Source organism: Pseudoxanthomonas suwonensis J47 (assembly GCF_000513955.1).
GTDB classification, from domain to species: domain Bacteria; phylum Pseudomonadota; class Gammaproteobacteria; order Xanthomonadales; family Xanthomonadaceae; genus Pseudoxanthomonas; species Pseudoxanthomonas suwonensis_C.
The window spans coordinates 1-16123 of record NZ_AZUZ01000030.1; the positions used below are offsets into that span (position 1 = coordinate 1).

At 70.3% G+C, this 16123-nt stretch carries 14 protein-coding genes, 4 tRNA genes and 1 pseudogene; 4 read left to right on the plus strand and 15 right to left on the minus strand.

What is annotated here, in order from left to right; translation table 11 throughout:
• From M503_RS16115 to M503_RS17410, 6 genes and pseudogenes are all read right to left on the minus strand, one after another.
• Positions 1 to 282 (minus strand): annotated as a pseudogene (locus tag M503_RS16115) (DDE-type integrase/transposase/recombinase); the annotation flags it as partial.
• A gap of 66 nt (positions 283 to 348) precedes the next feature.
• Entirely contained in the window at positions 349 to 729 is a 381-nt protein-coding gene (locus tag M503_RS16120) for a hypothetical protein (RefSeq protein WP_197017208.1), read from the minus strand.
• 9 nt (positions 730 to 738) lie between these two features.
• Positions 739 to 3921, minus strand: a complete 3183-nt coding sequence (locus M503_RS0109395; protein WP_028920706.1) for an efflux RND transporter permease subunit — start codon at positions 3919 to 3921, stop codon at positions 739 to 741.
• Between the two features lie 9 nt (positions 3922 to 3930).
• Entirely contained in the window at positions 3931 to 4899 is a 969-nt protein-coding gene (locus tag M503_RS0109400) for an efflux RND transporter periplasmic adaptor subunit (protein WP_028920707.1), read from the minus strand.
• A complete protein-coding gene (locus M503_RS0109405; RefSeq protein ID WP_028920708.1) occupies positions 4896 to 6173 on the minus strand; it encodes a TolC family protein in 1278 nt (425 codons plus the stop codon). The genes M503_RS0109400 and M503_RS0109405 overlap by 4 nt, the downstream gene beginning before the upstream one ends.
• A gap of 57 nt (positions 6174 to 6230) precedes the next feature.
• A complete protein-coding gene (locus M503_RS17410; RefSeq protein WP_028920709.1) occupies positions 6231 to 6590 on the minus strand; it encodes a hypothetical protein in 360 nt (119 codons plus the stop codon).
• A 440-nt stretch (positions 6591 to 7030) separates the two neighbouring features.
• On the opposite strand from M503_RS17410, the gene M503_RS0109410 reads away from it, so the two are divergent.
• Entirely contained in the window at positions 7031 to 7429 is a 399-nt protein-coding gene (locus M503_RS0109410) for a heavy metal-responsive transcriptional regulator (RefSeq protein ID WP_028920710.1), read from the plus strand.
• 146 nt (positions 7430 to 7575) lie between these two features.
• Positions 7576 to 9840 (plus strand): heavy metal translocating P-type ATPase, encoded by a 2265-nt coding sequence (locus tag M503_RS0109415; protein WP_037061020.1) that lies wholly within the window; start codon positions 7576 to 7578, stop codon positions 9838 to 9840.
• Positions 9841 to 9980: 140 nt separating this feature from the next.
• Here the strand turns inward: M503_RS0109415 and M503_RS0109420 are convergent.
• The 6 genes from M503_RS0109420 to M503_RS0109445 all read right to left on the minus strand — a co-directional run bounded on the left by M503_RS0109420 (position 9981) and on the right by M503_RS0109445 (position 12009).
• A tRNA-Glu gene (locus tag M503_RS0109420) sits at positions 9981 to 10056 on the minus strand.
• A 36-nt stretch (positions 10057 to 10092) separates the two neighbouring features.
• Positions 10093 to 10168, minus strand: a tRNA-Ala gene (locus tag M503_RS0109425).
• Positions 10169 to 10593: 425 nt separating this feature from the next.
• Positions 10594 to 10669 (minus strand) — tRNA-Glu (locus tag M503_RS0109430).
• A 37-nt stretch (positions 10670 to 10706) separates the two neighbouring features.
• Positions 10707 to 10782: transfer RNA gene (locus M503_RS0109435), tRNA-Ala, on the minus strand.
• 66 nt (positions 10783 to 10848) lie between these two features.
• Positions 10849 to 11610 (minus strand): sulfurtransferase, encoded by a 762-nt coding sequence (locus M503_RS0109440; protein WP_028920407.1) that lies wholly within the window; start codon positions 11608 to 11610, stop codon positions 10849 to 10851.
• Positions 11611 to 11655: 45 nt separating this feature from the next.
• The gene (locus M503_RS0109445; protein ID WP_028920406.1) at positions 11656 to 12009 is read right to left on the minus strand and encodes a DUF6164 family protein; all 354 of its coding nucleotides are present in this window, start codon (positions 12007 to 12009) and stop codon (positions 11656 to 11658) included.
• A gap of 74 nt (positions 12010 to 12083) precedes the next feature.
• Between M503_RS0109445 and M503_RS0109450 the strand changes: the two genes are divergently transcribed.
• Together M503_RS0109450 and M503_RS0109455 are read left to right on the plus strand one after the other, a co-directional pair.
• Positions 12084 to 12524 (plus strand): FKBP-type peptidyl-prolyl cis-trans isomerase, encoded by a 441-nt coding sequence (locus M503_RS0109450; protein WP_024867913.1) that lies wholly within the window; start codon positions 12084 to 12086, stop codon positions 12522 to 12524.
• A gap of 7 nt (positions 12525 to 12531) precedes the next feature.
• Positions 12532 to 13776, plus strand: a complete 1245-nt coding sequence (locus M503_RS0109455) for a TIGR03862 family flavoprotein (protein ID WP_028920405.1) — start codon at positions 12532 to 12534, stop codon at positions 13774 to 13776.
• A 15-nt stretch (positions 13777 to 13791) separates the two neighbouring features.
• On the opposite strand, the gene M503_RS0109460 is transcribed toward M503_RS0109455, so the two are convergent.
• The 3 genes from M503_RS0109460 to M503_RS0109470 form a co-directional block, all read right to left on the minus strand.
• The gene (locus M503_RS0109460) at positions 13792 to 14709 is read right to left on the minus strand and encodes a 5'-nucleotidase (RefSeq protein ID WP_028920404.1); all 918 of its coding nucleotides are present in this window, start codon (positions 14707 to 14709) and stop codon (positions 13792 to 13794) included.
• A gap of 54 nt (positions 14710 to 14763) precedes the next feature.
• Positions 14764 to 15162: a hypothetical protein gene (locus M503_RS0109465; protein WP_231472349.1), complete on the minus strand. Its 399-nt coding sequence runs from the start codon at positions 15160 to 15162 to the stop codon at positions 14764 to 14766.
• Between the two features lie 180 nt (positions 15163 to 15342).
• The gene (locus M503_RS0109470) at positions 15343 to 16113 is read right to left on the minus strand and encodes an NAD kinase (RefSeq protein ID WP_024867916.1); all 771 of its coding nucleotides are present in this window, start codon (positions 16111 to 16113) and stop codon (positions 15343 to 15345) included.
• Between the last annotated feature and the right edge of the window lie 10 nt (positions 16114 to 16123).

The following is a 16123-nucleotide window of genomic DNA, read 5'->3' on the forward strand; positions in this document are numbered from 1 at the left end:
CACGCTGCCCACCGATGGTTCGATGCCGGCCTCAAGAAGGCGGTCGGTGTAGCGAATGGAAAGATATTGACTGCCCCTGTCGGAATGGTGGATCAGCGCCTTCTCCGTGGGCCGGCGCGCCCAGACCGCCTGCTCAAGCGCGTCGAGCACGAACTGGGTCTGCTGCGACGAACTGGCCCGCCAGCCGACGATCCGGCGGGCGAACACATCGATCACGAAGGCCACGTACACGAAGCCCTGCCAGGTCGGCACGTAGGTGAAATCGCTCACCCACAGGGCATTGCCCCCCCCTGCGTCAGACTAGTTGTCGCCCCGATAGACTTCCCATTGGGGGCGAGGATCAGAGCATTACCCGTTTGCCACCAGGTTCAGCAGTGCCGCGCCACCCATGGCCTCGAAGATGGGCGTGGCCGGATGCATGAGCCGCCATGCGATCTGCGCCGCCACGGCCAGCGCCGCGCACAGGATGAGCAGGCCCTTGACCACCGAGACGCGCGCCTTGGCCCGTGTGCTGGCGCCGACCACGGCGAGGCTGAGCGCATACGTCAGGGCATCGCCGAAGTTGTCCAGCCCGCCCGATAGCAACGACGACGAGCCGCTGTACCACGCCGCTCCGACCATCATCGCGAACGTCAGGAAGTTGATCGCCATGACCGTGGTCAGCACCCGGCGCTGCCGGGCCTGCAATACCCGAACCTCGACCGCCTTGCCGCAACACTGCTCGCCCATCGTCTCCTCCTAACCGCGGGACAGGGTAGCCGCGGACTCGGCATCGCGGTGCAGCCAGCGGTACAACGCAGGCAACACCAGCAGCGTCAGCAGGGTTGACGACACGATGCCGCCGATCACTACCGTGGCCAGTGGCCGCTGCACTTCCGAGCCCGCGCCTACATTCAGCGCCATCGGTACGAAGCCCAGCGAGGCCACCAGCGCCGTCATCAGCACCGGGCGCAGGCGGCCCAGCGCGCCGTCGAGGATGGCTTCGTCCAGTGGATCGCCCTGTTCGCGCAGCCTGCGGATGAAGCTGATCATCACCAGGCCATTGAGCACCGCCACGCCCGACAGCGCGATGAAGCCCACACCCGCCGAAATCGACAGCGGGATGCCGCGCAGCCACAGCGCCAGCACGCCGCCGGTCAGTGCCAGCGGCACGCCGCTGAATACGATGGCCGCGTCCTTCGCCGAACCGAACGCCATGAACAGCAGGCCGAAGATCAGCACCAGCGTCGCCGGCACCACGACCGACAGGCGTCGGCTGGCCGAGATCAACTGCTCGAAGGTGCCGCCGTAGTCGATCCAGTAGCCTTCCGGCAGCTTCACCTCGCGCGCGACGGCTTCCCGCACATCGGCCACGAAGCCGCCGAGGTCGCGCCCGCGCACGTTGGCGCTGACCACGACGCGGCGCTTGCCATTCTCGCGGTTGATCTGGTTCGGGCCCAGCCGCGACTCGATCTTCGCCACCTCGCGCAGCGGCACCGTGCGCGGCGCGCCGGTTCGCCAGGTCGCCGCGCCGGCGGCTTCGTCGGCCTCGCCGTCCTCGCCCAGGGCGATCGGCAGTTCGGCGAGCATGGCGACGTCCTCGCGCAGCGCCTCGGGCAGGCGCACGACGATGTCGAAGCGGCGGTCGCCGTCGAACAGCTGGCCCGCCTCGCGGCCGCCGATCGCGATCGCCACCGTGTCCTGCAGTTCGCCCGGGTTGAGGCCGTAGTTGGCCAGTGCGGTGCGGTCGGGTTCGACCGTGAGCAGCCGCAGGCCGGCGACCTGCTCGGCCTTGACGTCGGCGGCGCCCGCCACCTTCGTCATCGCCGCCTGCACCTGCGTGGCGGTGCGCACGAGTTGGTCGAGGTCGTCGCCGTAGATCTTCACCGCGACGTCGGCGCGTACGCCGGAGATCAGTTCGTTGGTGCGCATCTGGATCGGCTGGGTGACCTCGTAGTTGTTGCCCGGCACCTTGGCGATGACCGCGTTGATTTCCTCCAGCAGCCTGGCCTTGGGTTTGCCGGGATCGGGCCAGTCCTTGCGTTCCTTCAGCATCACGAAGGTGTCGGCGATCGACGGCGGCATGGGGTCGTTGGCGACTTCGGCCGTGCCGATCCGCGCGAACACGCGCTGCACTTCCGGCAACCGCTTGAGCGCGCTCTCCAGCGTGACTTGCATCCGCACCGACTGGCTCAGGCTGGTGCCGGGCACGCGCAGCGCCTGCACCACCACGTCGCCCTCGTCCAGGTTGGGCACGAACTCGCTGCCCAGCCGCGTCGCCAGCAGGCCGCACAGCACGGTCAGCAGCGCCGCCGCGGCGACCACCGGCACGCGCAGCCGCATCGCCGCGCGCAGCAGTGGCTCGTAGCCGCGCCTGGCCCACGTCACCACGCGGTTCTCCTTCTCGTCGACCTTGCCGCCGAGGAACACCGCGACGGCGGCCGGGACGAAGGTCAGCGAGAGCAGCATTGCGCCGCTCAGCGCCAGCACCACGGTGATCGCCATCGGGTGGAACATCTTTCCCTCGATCCCGCCCAGCGCGAAGATCGGCAGGTACACGGCGGTGATGATGCCCACGCCGAACAGGCTGGGCCGGATCACCTCGGCGGTGGCGCTGGCGGTCGCCTCGAAGCGTTCCTCGCGCGTGAGCGTGCGGCCGAGCGCATGCTGCAGTTCGCCGAAGCGGCGCAGGCAGTTCTCGATGATGATCACCGCGCCATCGACGATCAGGCCAAAGTCGAGCGCGCCCAGGCTCATCAGGTTGCCCGACACGCCGCCGCGCACCATCCCGGTGAGCGTGAACAGCATTGCCAGCGGGATCACCGCGGCAGTGATCAGCGCCGCGCGGAAGTTCCCCAGCAGCAGGAACAGCACCACGATCACCAGCAGCGCGCCTTCGACCAGGTTCTTCGCGACGGTGTGGATGGTGCGGTCGACCAGCGCGGTGCGGTCGTAGACCGGGGTGGCGACGACGCCTTCGGGCAGGCTAGCATTGGCCTCCTTCAGTTTCGCCAGCGCCGCCTGCGAGACTTGGCGGCTGTTGGCGCCGACCAGCATCACCACCGTGCCGACCACGGCCTCGTGACCGTCCTGCGTCGCCGCGCCGCTGCGCAGTTCCCGGCCTTCGCCCACCTGCGCCACGTCGCGCACCCGGATCGGCACGCCGCCGCGGCGGTCGAGCACGATCAGGCCGAGCTGCTGCGCATCGCTGACCTGGCCGGGCACGCGCACCAGCAACTGCTCGCCGTTGCGCTCGATGTAGCCGGCGCCGACGTTGCGGTTGTTGGCCTCCACCGCCGCGACCACGTCCTGCAGGGTGAAGCCCAGCGCACGCAGCTTCACCGGGTCGGGCGTGATGTGGATCTGCCGCTTGTAGCCGCCGATCGCGTTCACCTCGGTCACGCCGGGCACGTTGCGCAACTGCGGGCGGATCACCCAGTCGTGCAGCGTGCGCAGGTCGGTCGGCGTGTAGCGGCTGCCGTCGGCCTTGCGCGCGTCCGGCGCGGCATCGACCGTGTACATGAAGATCTCGCCCATGCCGGTGGCGATGGGACCCATCGCCGGCTCCAGCCCTTCGGGCAACTGCGCGCGTGCTTCCTGCAGGCGTTCGGCGACCTGCTGGCGGGCGAAGAAGATGTCGGTGCCGTCCTTGAACGCCACCGTCACCTGCGACAGGCCGTAGCGCGAGATCGAGCGCGTGTAGTCTAGGCCGGGCAGGCCGGCGAGCGCGGTCTCGATGGGAAAGGTCACCCGCTGCTCGGACTCCAGCGGCGAGTAGCCGGGCGTCACGGTGTTGACCTGCACCTGCACGTTGGTGATGTCGGGCGTGGCATCGATCGAAAGCCGGGTGAAGCTCCACGCGCCGATCCCGACCAGGGCCAGGGTCAGCAGCAGCATCATCCAGCGATGGCGGATGGAGAAGGCGATGATGTTCTCGAGCATGGCCGGGCCTCAGTGCTCGTGCTCGGCGGCGGACTTTCCGATGTCCGCCTTGACCAGGAAGCTTTGCTCGACCACCACCTGCTCGCCGGCGCGCAGGCCCGCCGTCACCTCGACGTGCCGCGCGTCGCGGCGGTCGAGCGTGACCGGGCGTTCCTCGTAGCGGTCGCCTGCGCGCACGTAGACCACGTCGCGGTTGCCTTCGTCGGTCTGCAGCGCACTCAGCGGCACGACCAGCGCGGCCTCGCTGTGGGCGACCGCGATCCGCGCGCGCACCGCCGAGCCCGGCCGCCACAGGCCGTCGTCGTTGGCGATGGTGGCGCGGGCGACCGTGCTCTGGCTGGCGGTCGCGGTGCTGGGCAGCACGCGTTCCAGGCGCGTCTGCGCGTTCGCGCCGTCGCTCAGCCGCGTCACCGTCACCGGCACGCCGGCGGTGATGTGCTGCGCGTCGAAGCCGAACACGTGCAGGTCCACCCACAGCGAGGACAGGTCGGCCACCTCGAACAGCGGCATGCCTTCGCCCGCGACCGCGCCCACTGCGGCGTTGCGCTCCAGCACCACGCCGGCGATCGGCGAGGTTACCGTGTAGTTGGTCAGGCTGAGGTTGCTTTCGATCACCGCGAGCGCCTGGCCCGCGACGACACGGTCGCCGACGTTGGCGGCAAGGCGGCGAATCGGCCCGGGGAAGCGCGCCGTCACTTTCGCGATGCGCCCTTCCACCGGCGTCAGCAGGCCCTGCACCTCGTGCTCGTCGGCGATGACGCCGGGACCGGCAGGCGCGACGCGGATGCCGGAGGCCTCCGCGATGGCGGCCTCGATCACGGTGCCGGCTTCCGCCTCGTCGCCGTGCCCAGTGTCGTGGCCGGATTCGGCGTGCCCGCCGGCGCTTTCTTCGTGGCTTGGCTCGGTTCCGGCGTTGCCGCCGCAGGCGGCCAGCGGGAGCGCCAGTACGAACAGGAAAATCAGATGACGGGCTTTCACGGGGAACTTCCTTGCGTGGAAGCGCCCGAACCGGCAATGAAAGACCGGCCGGTGAGCCGCTGGATTTCGATGAGGGCGCGTTGGGCGTCGAGCGCGGCGTCGAGTTGCTGCCGGTGTGCGGCGGTGTGCTCGGATTGCAGTTGAGCCCATTCGAGGTAGCTGATCGCGCCGCCACGGTAGGCGCGTTCGGCGGCGGACTCGGCCTTGGCGAGCCGGGGTAGGACGTCGTCGCGCAGGCGCTGGACTTCCAGTTGCGCCAGGCGGTAGCGGCCATGCGCTTCGACCAGCGTCGAATACAGCGAAATATCCCGGGCCTCGCGCTCGATCCCCAGCATGGCCAGCTCCGCCTCGGCCTCGCGGATCGCGGGCTTGGCACGGCGCGCTGCGCCCAGCGGCATCGACAGGCTGCCGACCAACGCGGTGTCGCCGCTGGCTTCGAGCCGGCGTACGCCGAGCTGCCAGTCGAGGTCCGGCTTCGATTCGGAGCGCGCCAGTTGCAATCGCGCTTCGCGGATGCGCTGCTCGCCGGCGAACCGGGCGAGTTCGGGTGTGGCGTCGAGCAGCGAGGCCAGGGCTTCAACGTCGTCGATGTCCGGCAACGCGGTCGGGTCGGTCTCCGCGACGTCGAACGTCGGCGAACGCTCGCCCCACAATGCCGCCAAGTGGTGGCGTGCGGCGCGTTCGTCCTGTTCGCCGCGTGCGCGTTCAAGTTCGGCGCGTGCGAGCGCTGCCTGTGCGGTCAGCAACACCGACTCGGGGGAAGCGCCGGCCTGCAGACGCTGGCGCGCGGCGGCGACGGTGCGTTGGCGCTGGGCGATATCGGTGTCGGCGATGGCGCGGCGTTGGCGCGCTGCCGCCACCGCGAGGTAGCGACGCGCGACTTCGGCCAGCAGGTCGAGGCGGGTCGTTTCGCGTTCGACCGCCAGTGCGTCGATCCGGCTCTGCGCCAGCGTGCGACGTGCATCGAGCTTGCCGCCGCGTTCGATGACCGATGCGAGCGTCAGGGTCAGCTCGGCGGCGTCGAGGCCACGGGTCTGGCCGTTGCCGAAGGCGTTCTCGACCTGCACGCCCGCGACCAGCGGCGGACGCAGGGCCGCCGCGTCGAGCCCGGCGGACAGTCCCTCGCGACGGACGCCGTACAGGCGCAGCTCGGGGTGGGTATCGGCGACGCGCGCGAAGGCGTCGTCCAGGGTCAATCTCTGCGGCGCCTGCGCCGATGCGGAACCGCACCAGGCAAGCGCCAGGGCGACGAACGCCGCCGGGCGCAACCACATGGGGAAATCTCCGAAGAACGAAAGACGGTCGAATGCCGGCAGCGCCGGCGCGAAGCGTCAGACGTAGATCGGAGGACGGGAACTCACCGGGTAGGCCGCCGGTTCGAGTCGACCACGCGGTTCGGGAAGCGCTTGCGGCGGCATCGGCACATAGGCGGCGAGGCGTGCCATTGTCGGCGCGACCAGCGGCGCGGGCGCACAGCATTCGCCGCAGGCCGCGTTGGCGCAGCAATCGCCGCCCGCGTCTTGGGTCGCGGAATCCGTGGAGACTTCCTGCTCGGCCGCGACGATCCTGCGGGAATCCTCGATGTCGCAAGCGACGATCGCCAGCGGGCGCGCCAGTAGGCTGACCACGAGCGCCAGTAACGCGAAAGCGCGCAGTAAGCGTGGCAGGGGATAGCGGCCGCGGGTGGACATGCGCCTAGGGTAGTCGCAGGAAAAGGGGTTACACAATTTCCCTATGCCTCGACCCCACGGTAGCTGGGCCGAGAATGTCCGGCATGGATCGCGAAGGTGTCTGATCATGTAGCCGAGTGGCGCCTGGAGATCTTGATATCGGAGGCCATGGCTCGCTCCCCTCTGGCACCGGCCCGGGCGGGCGGGCGCCCATGCTGCGTACGCGGCCCGTTAAGTGCGAATGAAGGGTGCGGCCGCCATCTGCGGCTGGTTGGGCACGCACCTCCCACCGGTGTCAGCGGCAGGAATTCAGGGTCGGGGCGCGACCCGCAAGAAATTAGTCGAATAAAAACAAATTGTTAAAGTAACTACTTCAAGTTGATGCAGTGGATGCTCAGACCCTTGACTCTTGACCAAGGTCCAGGGATCACAATGGGCACCCCATCCTCCCAGGGTGCGCCATGAACATCGGCCAGCTTGCCCGGCAGACCCAGGTCGCCATCGACACCATCCGCTATTACGAGCGCGAGCAGGTGCTCCCGCCTCCGCGTCGCTCTGCCAACGGCTACCGCGAGTACGGCCCCGACGACGTGCGCCGGCTGCACTTCATCCGCCGCGCCAAGGAGCTGGGCTTCGGTCTGGACGAGATCCGTGGCCTGCTCGCGCTCAGCGACAACCGCAGCGGCGACATGGCGGCGGTCCGCGCCACCGCGCGCGAGAAGCTGCAGCTGATCGAACAGCGCATCGAGGAACTGCAGCGGGTCCGCGACGCGCTGCAGGAACTGGTCGCGGCCTGCCCCGGGCACGGCGCGCTGAGCGAATGCCCGATCATGTCCGCCCTGGCCGGAGAGCGCGGATGAACGGCCACGACGCGTCACCCTCCCCTGCCCGCAGCGGCTGCTGCCACCACGGCGCTTCGAAGGCCCACGAAACCGTCACGCCGGCATCTGCGGCGACGCCGGCTGCCCCGCATGCAGGGCGCCGCGAGATCGACCCGGTCTGCGGCATGAGCGTGGACCCGGAGCGCACCCCGCACCACGCCGAGCACGGCGGTCGCACCTGGTACTTCTGCGCGGCGCGCTGCCGCGAACGCTTCCTGGCCGATCCGGCGCGCTACACCGGCGAAAAGCCGGCCCCTGCGCCGGAACCGGCGCCGGCGGGCACGCTCTACACCTGCCCGATGGATCCGGAGATCGTGCGCGAGGGCCCCGGCACCTGCCCCATCTGTGGCATGGCGCTGGAACCGATGATGCCCTCGCTCGACGAAGGCGAGAACCCGGAACGCACCGACTTCCGCCGCCGTTTCATCGTCTCGCTGCCGCTGACCGCGGCGACCATGCTGCTGGCGATGTGGGGCCACCAGTTGCTGCCCGGCGTCGGCGCCGCGACGCGAAGCTGGATCGAGCTGGTCCTGGCCACGCCGGTGGTGCTGTGGTGCGGCTGGCCGTTCCTGCAGCGCTGGGCCACCTCGCTGGCCACGCGCAACCCGAACATGTGGACGCTGATCGGCACCGGCGTGCTGGCCGCGTACGGCTACAGCATCGCCGCCACATTGTTCCCGGGCTGGTTCCCGGCCGCGTTCCACGAACACGGCCGCGCCGGCGTCTACTTCGAGGCCGCCGCGACCATCGTCACCCTCACCCTGCTCGGCCAGCTGCTGGAACTGGGCGCACGCTCGCGCACTTCCTCGGCGCTGCGCTCGCTGCTGCAACTCGCGCCGGCCACCGCGCGTCGCCTGCGCGACGACGGCGACGAGGAAGACGTTCCGGTCGACCAGGTGCAACCGGGCGACCGCCTGCGCGTGCGCCCGGGCGAGAAGGTGCCGGTCGACGCGGTGGTGCTGGAAGGCCGCTCGCATGTCGACGAATCCATGCTCAGCGGCGAACCGATGCCGGTGGCCAAGGCGCCGGGCGATGCCGTGGTCGCCGCCACCCTCAATGGCAACGGCGCGCTGGTTGTGCGCGCGACGCGCGTCGGCGCGGATACGGTGCTCGCGCGCATCGTGCAGCTGGTGGCGCAAGCACAGCGTTCGCGCGCGCCGATGCAGAAGCTGGCCGACCGCGTGGCGCGCTGGTTCGTGCTGGGCGTGGTCGTCGTGGCCGTGGCCAGCCTGCTGGCCTGGGGCCTGTTCGGACCTGACCCGGCCTGGAGCCGCGCCATCCTCAGCGCCGTCTCGGTGCTGATCATCGCCTGCCCCTGCGCGCTGGGCCTGGCCACGCCGATGTCGGTGATGGTCGCCACTGGGCGTGCGGCGCGGATGGGCGTGCTGTTCCGCGATGCCGAGGCGCTGGAGCGCCTGCAGCAGGTGGACACGGTAGTGGTCGACAAGACCGGCACGCTCACGGAAGGGCGCCCGGCGTTCCGCGAACTCGTCGCCCTCGAGCCGCATACCGGAGAGCGCGTGCTGCAGCTGGCCGCCAGCCTTGAGGCCGGCAGCGAGCATCCGCTGGCGCTCGCCATCGTCGCCGAGGCACGGCGCCGCGGCATCGCCCTGCTGCCGGTGCAGGAATTCGAGGCGGATACCGGCGCCGGCGTGCGCGGCCGCGTCGACGGCGCGGGTCTGCTGCTGGGCTCCGCCGCGCTGATGCGCGACGCGGGCGTGGACGTGCAGGCCCTGCTGGCCCGCGCCGAAATCCTGCGCGGCGAAGGCGCCAGCGTCGTGTTCCTGGCCATCGACGGCGCGCCGGCAGGCCTGCTCGCGGTCGCCGACACGATCAAGGACACCACCGCCGCGGCGATCGGGCGCCTCCATGCGGCCGGCCTGCGCGTCATCGTCGCCAGCGGCGACGGCGAGGCCACGGTGCGCTGGACCGCCGCGCGACTGGGCATCGACGAGGCGCATGGCGAGATGACTCCGGCCGCCAAGGTCGAACTGGTCTCGCGCCTGCAGCGCGAAGGCCGGCGCGTGGCGATGGCCGGCGACGGCATCAATGACGCGCCCGCGCTGGCTGCGGCGGACGTGGGCATCGCCATGGGCACCGGCACCGACGTGGCCATGTCAAGCGCGCAGGTGACCCTGGTCCGCGGCGACCTGCGCGGCATCGCCGACGCCATCGGCGTATCGCGCGCCTCCGTGCGCAACATGCGCCAGAACCTCGGCTTCGCCCTGCTCTACAACGCGCTCGGCGTGCCGGTCGCGGCGGGCGTGCTGTACCCGTTCACCGGCATGGTGATGTCGCCGATGCTGGCGGCGCTGGCGATGAGCCTCAGCTCGGTCTCGGTGGTCGGCAACGCGTTGCGCCTGCGTTTCGGCAGGACTTCGCAGGATTGAGGGCTTCCCGACCGGTCGCGTTGGCCACGCCGGGGGGCGTGGCCGCGCACCACATGCGCGTGCGATGCATGGGGTGGCTACGGATGCAGCACACGCAGAAACACCAGGGGCCGCCTTGCGGCAGCCCCTGGTGGTGCAGATGGCGTCCCCACGGGGATTCGAACCCCGGTCGCTACCGTGAAAGGGTAGTGTCCTAGGCCTCTAGACGATGGGGACTTGATCGGTCTCAACCCGCGTCGGGAGACGAGGAGTTGGTGGAGCCAGCCGGGATCGAACCGGCGACCTCTTGCATGCCATGCAAGCGCTCTCCCAGCTGAGCTATGGCCCCACGAAGCTGAGGAGCGAGATTGTATAGGAAGCCGGGGCCAGGAAAACAGGGGGTAAGCGCGATGTTTTCTTTTTTCACACCACCGCTCTATCCCCGGCGAAGAATCGCATCCGTCATCCAGTCCGGATGAATGGCAGCAACGGCAGCCCAGCAGGATGATGGCCGGATGGTCCGGATCAGGAACCGCGCAAGTCGCGGGCGTGGCATCGCCCCACGCGTGAAGCGTCGCCATTCGGCAGGCATCATGCGTGACACGAGTGCAGACACGGCAGGCATTCCATCGGGTGCCGGTCGCGGGACCGGGCAAGGCCCGACTCCGGCGCGCGCATCGCCCGCGAGACCGGTCGAAGCGGGCGATGCGCGCGCCGCTCCGCCAGGCGCAGAAACACCAAGGGCCGCCTTGCGGCAGCCCTTGGTGGTGTAGATGGCGTCCCCACGGGGATTCGAACCCCGGTCGCTACCGTGAAAGGGTAATGTCCTAGGCCTCTAGACGATGGGGACTTGGAACTGGCGCAACCCGCGTCGGATGACGAAGAGTTGGTGGAGCCAGCCGGGATCGAACCGGCGACCTCTTGCATGCCATGCAAGCGCTCTCCCAGCTGAGCTATGGCCCCACGAAGCTGAGGAGCGAAATTGTATTCAGGCTTTCCGCCCCGCGCAAGCCTTCCGTGGAAGATTTTTCAGGAAGCGGCCCCGGCGTCCGGCGCCTCGGCCAGCGGACGCAGGGCCGGGTCCAGCGCCACCCGCTCGTCGAACACGAAGCAGCGGCCCTCGTAGCCGAGCCCGCCGACCTGCTCGAAGTAGCCCAGGATCCCGCCATCCAGCTGCAGTACGTTGTCCATGCCGTCCTGGCGCATCCACAGCGCCGCCTTCTCGCAGCGGATGCCGCCGGTGCAGAAGCTGACCACGGTAGCGTCGCGCAGCGCCTCGCGGTGCGGCTCCAAGGCGGCGGGCAGCTCGGTGAAGCGGGAGATCGGCAGGGTCAGCGCGCCTGCGAAGGTGCCGTACTCCACTTCCTGGGCGTTGCGGGTGTCGAGCAGCACCACCGGCCTGCCCTGGTCGTCGCGGCCGCCCTGCCCCAGCCAGCGGGCCAGGGTTGGCGGGTCCACTGCCGGCGCGCGTTCGCCGGTGGCCAGCGGCGTGGCCTGCGGGCGGCGGAAGCTGATGATCTCCGGCTTCACCTTGACCCGCAGCCGGCCGAACGGGGCACGGCTGCTGTGGCTGTACTTGGCCTGCAGGCCTTCCACACCGGGCAGCCCGGCGAGCATCTCCATGAATCCGCGCAGGGGCGCTTCCTCGCCGGCGAGGAATAGATTGAGGCCCTCCGGGGCGACCAGGATCGAGCCCTTGAGGTCGGCTGCGGCGGCGGCCTCGCGCAGGGTGCGGGCCAGCTCCGCCGGATCGTCCACGGCGAAGAAGTGGTAAGCGGTAACGTTCAGCATCCGCCTATTGTAGGCGGCCGCCTCCACCGCCGGCCCCGGACCGGTTCAGCGCAGCAGCAGCCAGGGCAGCGCCAGCATCAGCGCGATGATGGCGATCATCGCCAGCAGGCGCGGCAGGACGTAGCCGGGGCGTTCGCACAGCAGGTCGAGGAAGCCGGGCTGGCCGTGTTCGCGCAGTTCCTCGCGGACCCGCTCGCGGCGCGCCTGCTGGTACTCGTCGAGCAGGCGCCGCGCCTCCGCATGGGCCGCCGCGTCGCGCAGCCACAGGCCGCCGGCGGAGATTCCCCAGGGACCGGGCCGGGTCTCGTACCAGTCCACGCCGTGCCGGGTCAGCAGGGCGCGGACCTCGTCGGCCTCGTCCTCGGGCACGTTGCGCAGGGGGAATAGAAGCTTCGCCATGCGCGCATGATACGGCGGGCGGCCCGGCCGCATCGGTTACCCTTGCCGCCCCGACTTCCCTGCCCTGTCCGCCAATGCGCCGCCTGACCGTCCTGCTGCTCTCGTCCCTCCTGTTCCTGGCCGGTTGCGCGGGCGAGCCGGGGATCCCGCCTGGCGGCAGCGTCGCCGGACTGCAGCGGATCGACGACCAGGTCGGCGACGGCGCGACCGCCACCAGCGGCAGCGACGTCACCGTGCACTACACCGGCTGGCTCTACGACGAAAACGCCCCGGACCAGCGCGGCCGCAAGTTCGACAGCTCCCGCGACCGCGGCGAACCGTTCACCTTCCTGCTCGGCGCCGGCCAGGTGATCCGCGGCTGGGACGACGGCGTGGCCGGCATGCGCGTCGGCGGCAAGCGCACCCTGCTCATCCCTTCCGATTACGGCTACGGCCGCCGCGGCGCCGGCCGGGTGATCCCGCCGAACGCCTCGCTGGTGTTCGAGGTCGAGCTGCTGGACGTCAAGCCGCACTGATCCGGCCATGTCGTCTCCCGCAAGCGAACTGCCTGGCCTGGCCGTCATCGGCGGCGGCCCCGCCGGCCTGATGGCCGCCGAAACCGCGCGTGCCGCCGGCATCGAAGTTGATCTGTTCGAGGCCAAGGGCTCGGTCGGTCGCAAGTTCCTGATCGCCGGCAAGGGCGGCCTCAACCTGACCCACGCCGAGCCCATGCCCGGCTTCGCCCGGCGCTATGGCGCGCGCGAAGTCGAAGTGACCGCATGGCTGCGCGACTTCGGTGCGGACGAACTGCGCGAATGGGCGCGCGGCCTCGGCGTGGACACCTACGTCGGCACCTCCGACCGCGTATTCCCGCTGGACCGCAAGGCCGCCCCGCTGTTGCGCGGGTGGGTGCGCCGGCTCAAGGACCAGGGCGTGCGCTTCCACGTGCAGCACCGCTGGCTGGGCTGGGATGACGACGGCGCGCTGCGCTTCGACACAGCGGAAGGCGAACGCGGCTTCCGCGCCGGCGTGACCGTGCTGGCCCTGGGTGGCGGCAGCTGGCCGCAGCTCGGTTCCGATGGCGCCTGGGTGCCGGCGCTGCAAGCGCAGGGCGTGGACGTGGCGCCACTGGTGCCGTCCAACTGCGGTTTCGACGTCGGCTGGAGCGAACATTTCGCCAGCCGCCACGCCGGCGCGCCGATCAAGCCGGTCATCGCCCGCTGGCACGATGCCGATGGCCACGAGCACGCGCTGCAGGGCGAATGCGTGGCTACCGCCACGGGCATCGAAGGCAGCCTGGTCTACGCGCTGTCGGTGCCGCTGCGCGAGGCCATCGCCCGCGAAGGCCCGGCCACGCTGTGGCTGGACCTGGTGCCCGGTCGCGACCTGGCACGCCTGCATCGCGAGCTGGCGAAGCCGCGCAACGGCCGCAGCCTCAGCGAACACCTGCGCCGCCAGGCCGGCGTGGACGGGGTCAAGGCGGCGCTGCTGCGCGAAGTCCTGGAGCCGGCGGCCCTCGCCGACGTGGCGCGCTTGGCAGCCACGCTCAAGCGCCTGCCGCTGCGCCTGCTGCGCCCGCGGCCGATGGACGAGGCGATCAGCACCGGCGGTGGCGTGCGCCTGGAAGCGCTGGATGCGGACCTGATGGCGAAGGCCCGCCCGGGTGTGTTCTGCGCCGGCGAGATGCTGGACTGGGAAGCGCCGACCGGCGGTTACCTGCTCACCGCCTGCTTCGCCAGCGGCCTGCGTGCCGGACGCGCCGCGGCGCGCTGGCTGCAGGCCGGCTGAGGCGCGGGCGACTGCTCAGTCCGGGTTGGCCACGCCGTGCGGCACGTGGCCGGCGGCGACGTGCAGGCGGGCGCTGTCGATGTTGTGCGTGGAGTCGTCGAAGAAGATGTCGGCCCCGAACGCGGCCAGGAACGGCCCCTTGTCGCGTCCACCCAGGAACAGCGCCTCGTCCAGGCGCACGCCCCATTCACGCAGCGTGCGGATCACCCGCTCGTGCGCCGGCGCCGAGCGCGCGGTGACCAGGGCGGTGCGGATCGGCGCGTCCTCGCCCGGCGGGAACGCCGCCTGCAGCTCGTGCAGCGCCGAGAGGAAGCCGCGGAACGGGCCGCCGGACAGCGGTTCGCGTGCGCGCTCGCGCTCGTGCGCGCCGAACGCCTCCACGCCCTGTTCGCGCGAGATGCGCTCGCTCTCGTCGCTGAAGATCACCGCGTCGCCGTCGAAGGCGATGCGCAGCTGGTCGCGTGGCGCGTCCACCGCGCGCGCCGGCAGGATGGTCGCCGCGGCAACCCCGTGCTGCAGCGAGCGGCGCACCGATTCGGGATTGGCCGAGAGGAACAGGTCGGTCTTGAACGGCGCCACGTAGGGCCAGGTCGGCTCGCCGGAGGTGAAGACCGCACGGACGATGTGCAGGCCGTGGTGCTGGATCGAATTGAAGATGCGCAGCCCGGTGTCGGCCGAGTTGCGCGACAGCAGGATCACCTCGACCCGCGGCACGTCCGGCGGCAGCCGCCGGTTCAACGCGAGCAGCTTGCGCACCACCGGGAAGGCGACGCCCGGGTCGAGGACCTGGTCCTCGAGCTGGCGCTGGTACTCGGCATAGGCTTCCAGTCCCTCGCGCTCGAACAGCGCGTGGCTTTCCTCCAGGTCGAACAGCGCCCGCGAGGTGACCGCGATGGTGAGCAGGCGTGGGGCGTTGTCGTCGGGTCGGGCCATGCGCTGATTATCGTGCATGCGCGGCGACGGTGCTCGCCTGTCGACCGGCTCCCGTTACTGCGTCACCGCCACCCGCACCGGCGCGCCGCGCTGGCTGTCGCGCGTGACCGCGCGCACCTCCAGGACCAGGCGCATCGGGCGCTGCTGCTGCGGCGGCAAGTCCTCCCAGGTGAACTGGTGCTCGGCCTTGCGTCCGCTGACCGGCGAGGCCACCACGCCCTCGGGGATCAATCCCTCCGGAGCCTGGCCGTCCACCACGCGGTACTCGAAACCGATCTCGTCCAGGTCGTAGCCGGTACCGCGCGGCCACTTGATCTGCACCGACAGGAAGCCCAGCGCATCGCAGCTGGCGCCGCCACCGGCGCCGCGGATGACGCTGGTGGCCTCGATCTCCGGCGGCGGGATGGATGGATTGTCCATCAGCGACGGATGGACCACCGGAAACGGCGTCATGTTGCTGGTGAACAAGCACGCCGCGAAAGCCTGCGCCGGCAAGACGCAGAGCAGGAACAACAAGCGCAACTTCACGGGACCCCTCCCCTTCCGTTGTCTCGACCCCAGGTTGTACGCCGGCCGGGAAACCCAGGTTTCAGCCGGCCCCGGACGCGGCAAAACCGCTTCCGGGCGCGCACTTCATACCACGAACTGCTCGCTGAGGATACGTTCTTCGAGGTTGTGTTCCGGATCGAACAACAGCGTCACAGTCCGGTCGGTCGATTCGCGGATCACCACTTCGACCACGTCGCGCGTCTCGTGCGAATCGGCGGTGACGCTGACCGGGCGCTTGTATGGATCCAGCACCTCGAAGCGGACTTCGGTGTCGGCCTTGAGGATCGCGCCGCGCCAGCGCCGCGGGCGGAACGCGGCGATCGGGGTGAGCGCGATGGTGTGCGAACCCAGCGGAAGGATCGGGCCGTGCGCGGAGAAGTTGTACGCGGTGCTGCCCGCGGGCGTGGCGACCATGACGCCGTCGCAGATCAGCTCGTCCAGACGGGCCTGGCCGTTGAGATGGATGCGGATGTGCGCCGCCTGCCGGGTCTGCCGCAGCAGCGAGACCTCGTTGTAGGCCAGCGAACCGACGCTGCTGCCGGATTCGGTCTGGGCCAGCATTTCCAGCGGGCGCAGCTTGGCCGGCTCGGCCTGGGCGAGGCGCTCGAGCAGGTCGTCCGGGTGGAAGTGGTTCATCAGGAAGCCCACGGTGCCGAGCTTCATCCCGTACACCGGCTTGCCCAGTCCGCCATGGCGGTGGAGGGTCTGCAGCATGAAGCCGTCGCCGCCCAGCGAGCAGATCACGTCGGCCTCTTCCGGCGCATGCTGGCCATGGCGCGCGACCATCGTCGCCAGCGCCTCCTGGGCGTTGGGCGCGGTGCTGGCCAGGAAGGCGATGCGGGGGCTGACGCTCATCGGGGTCTCC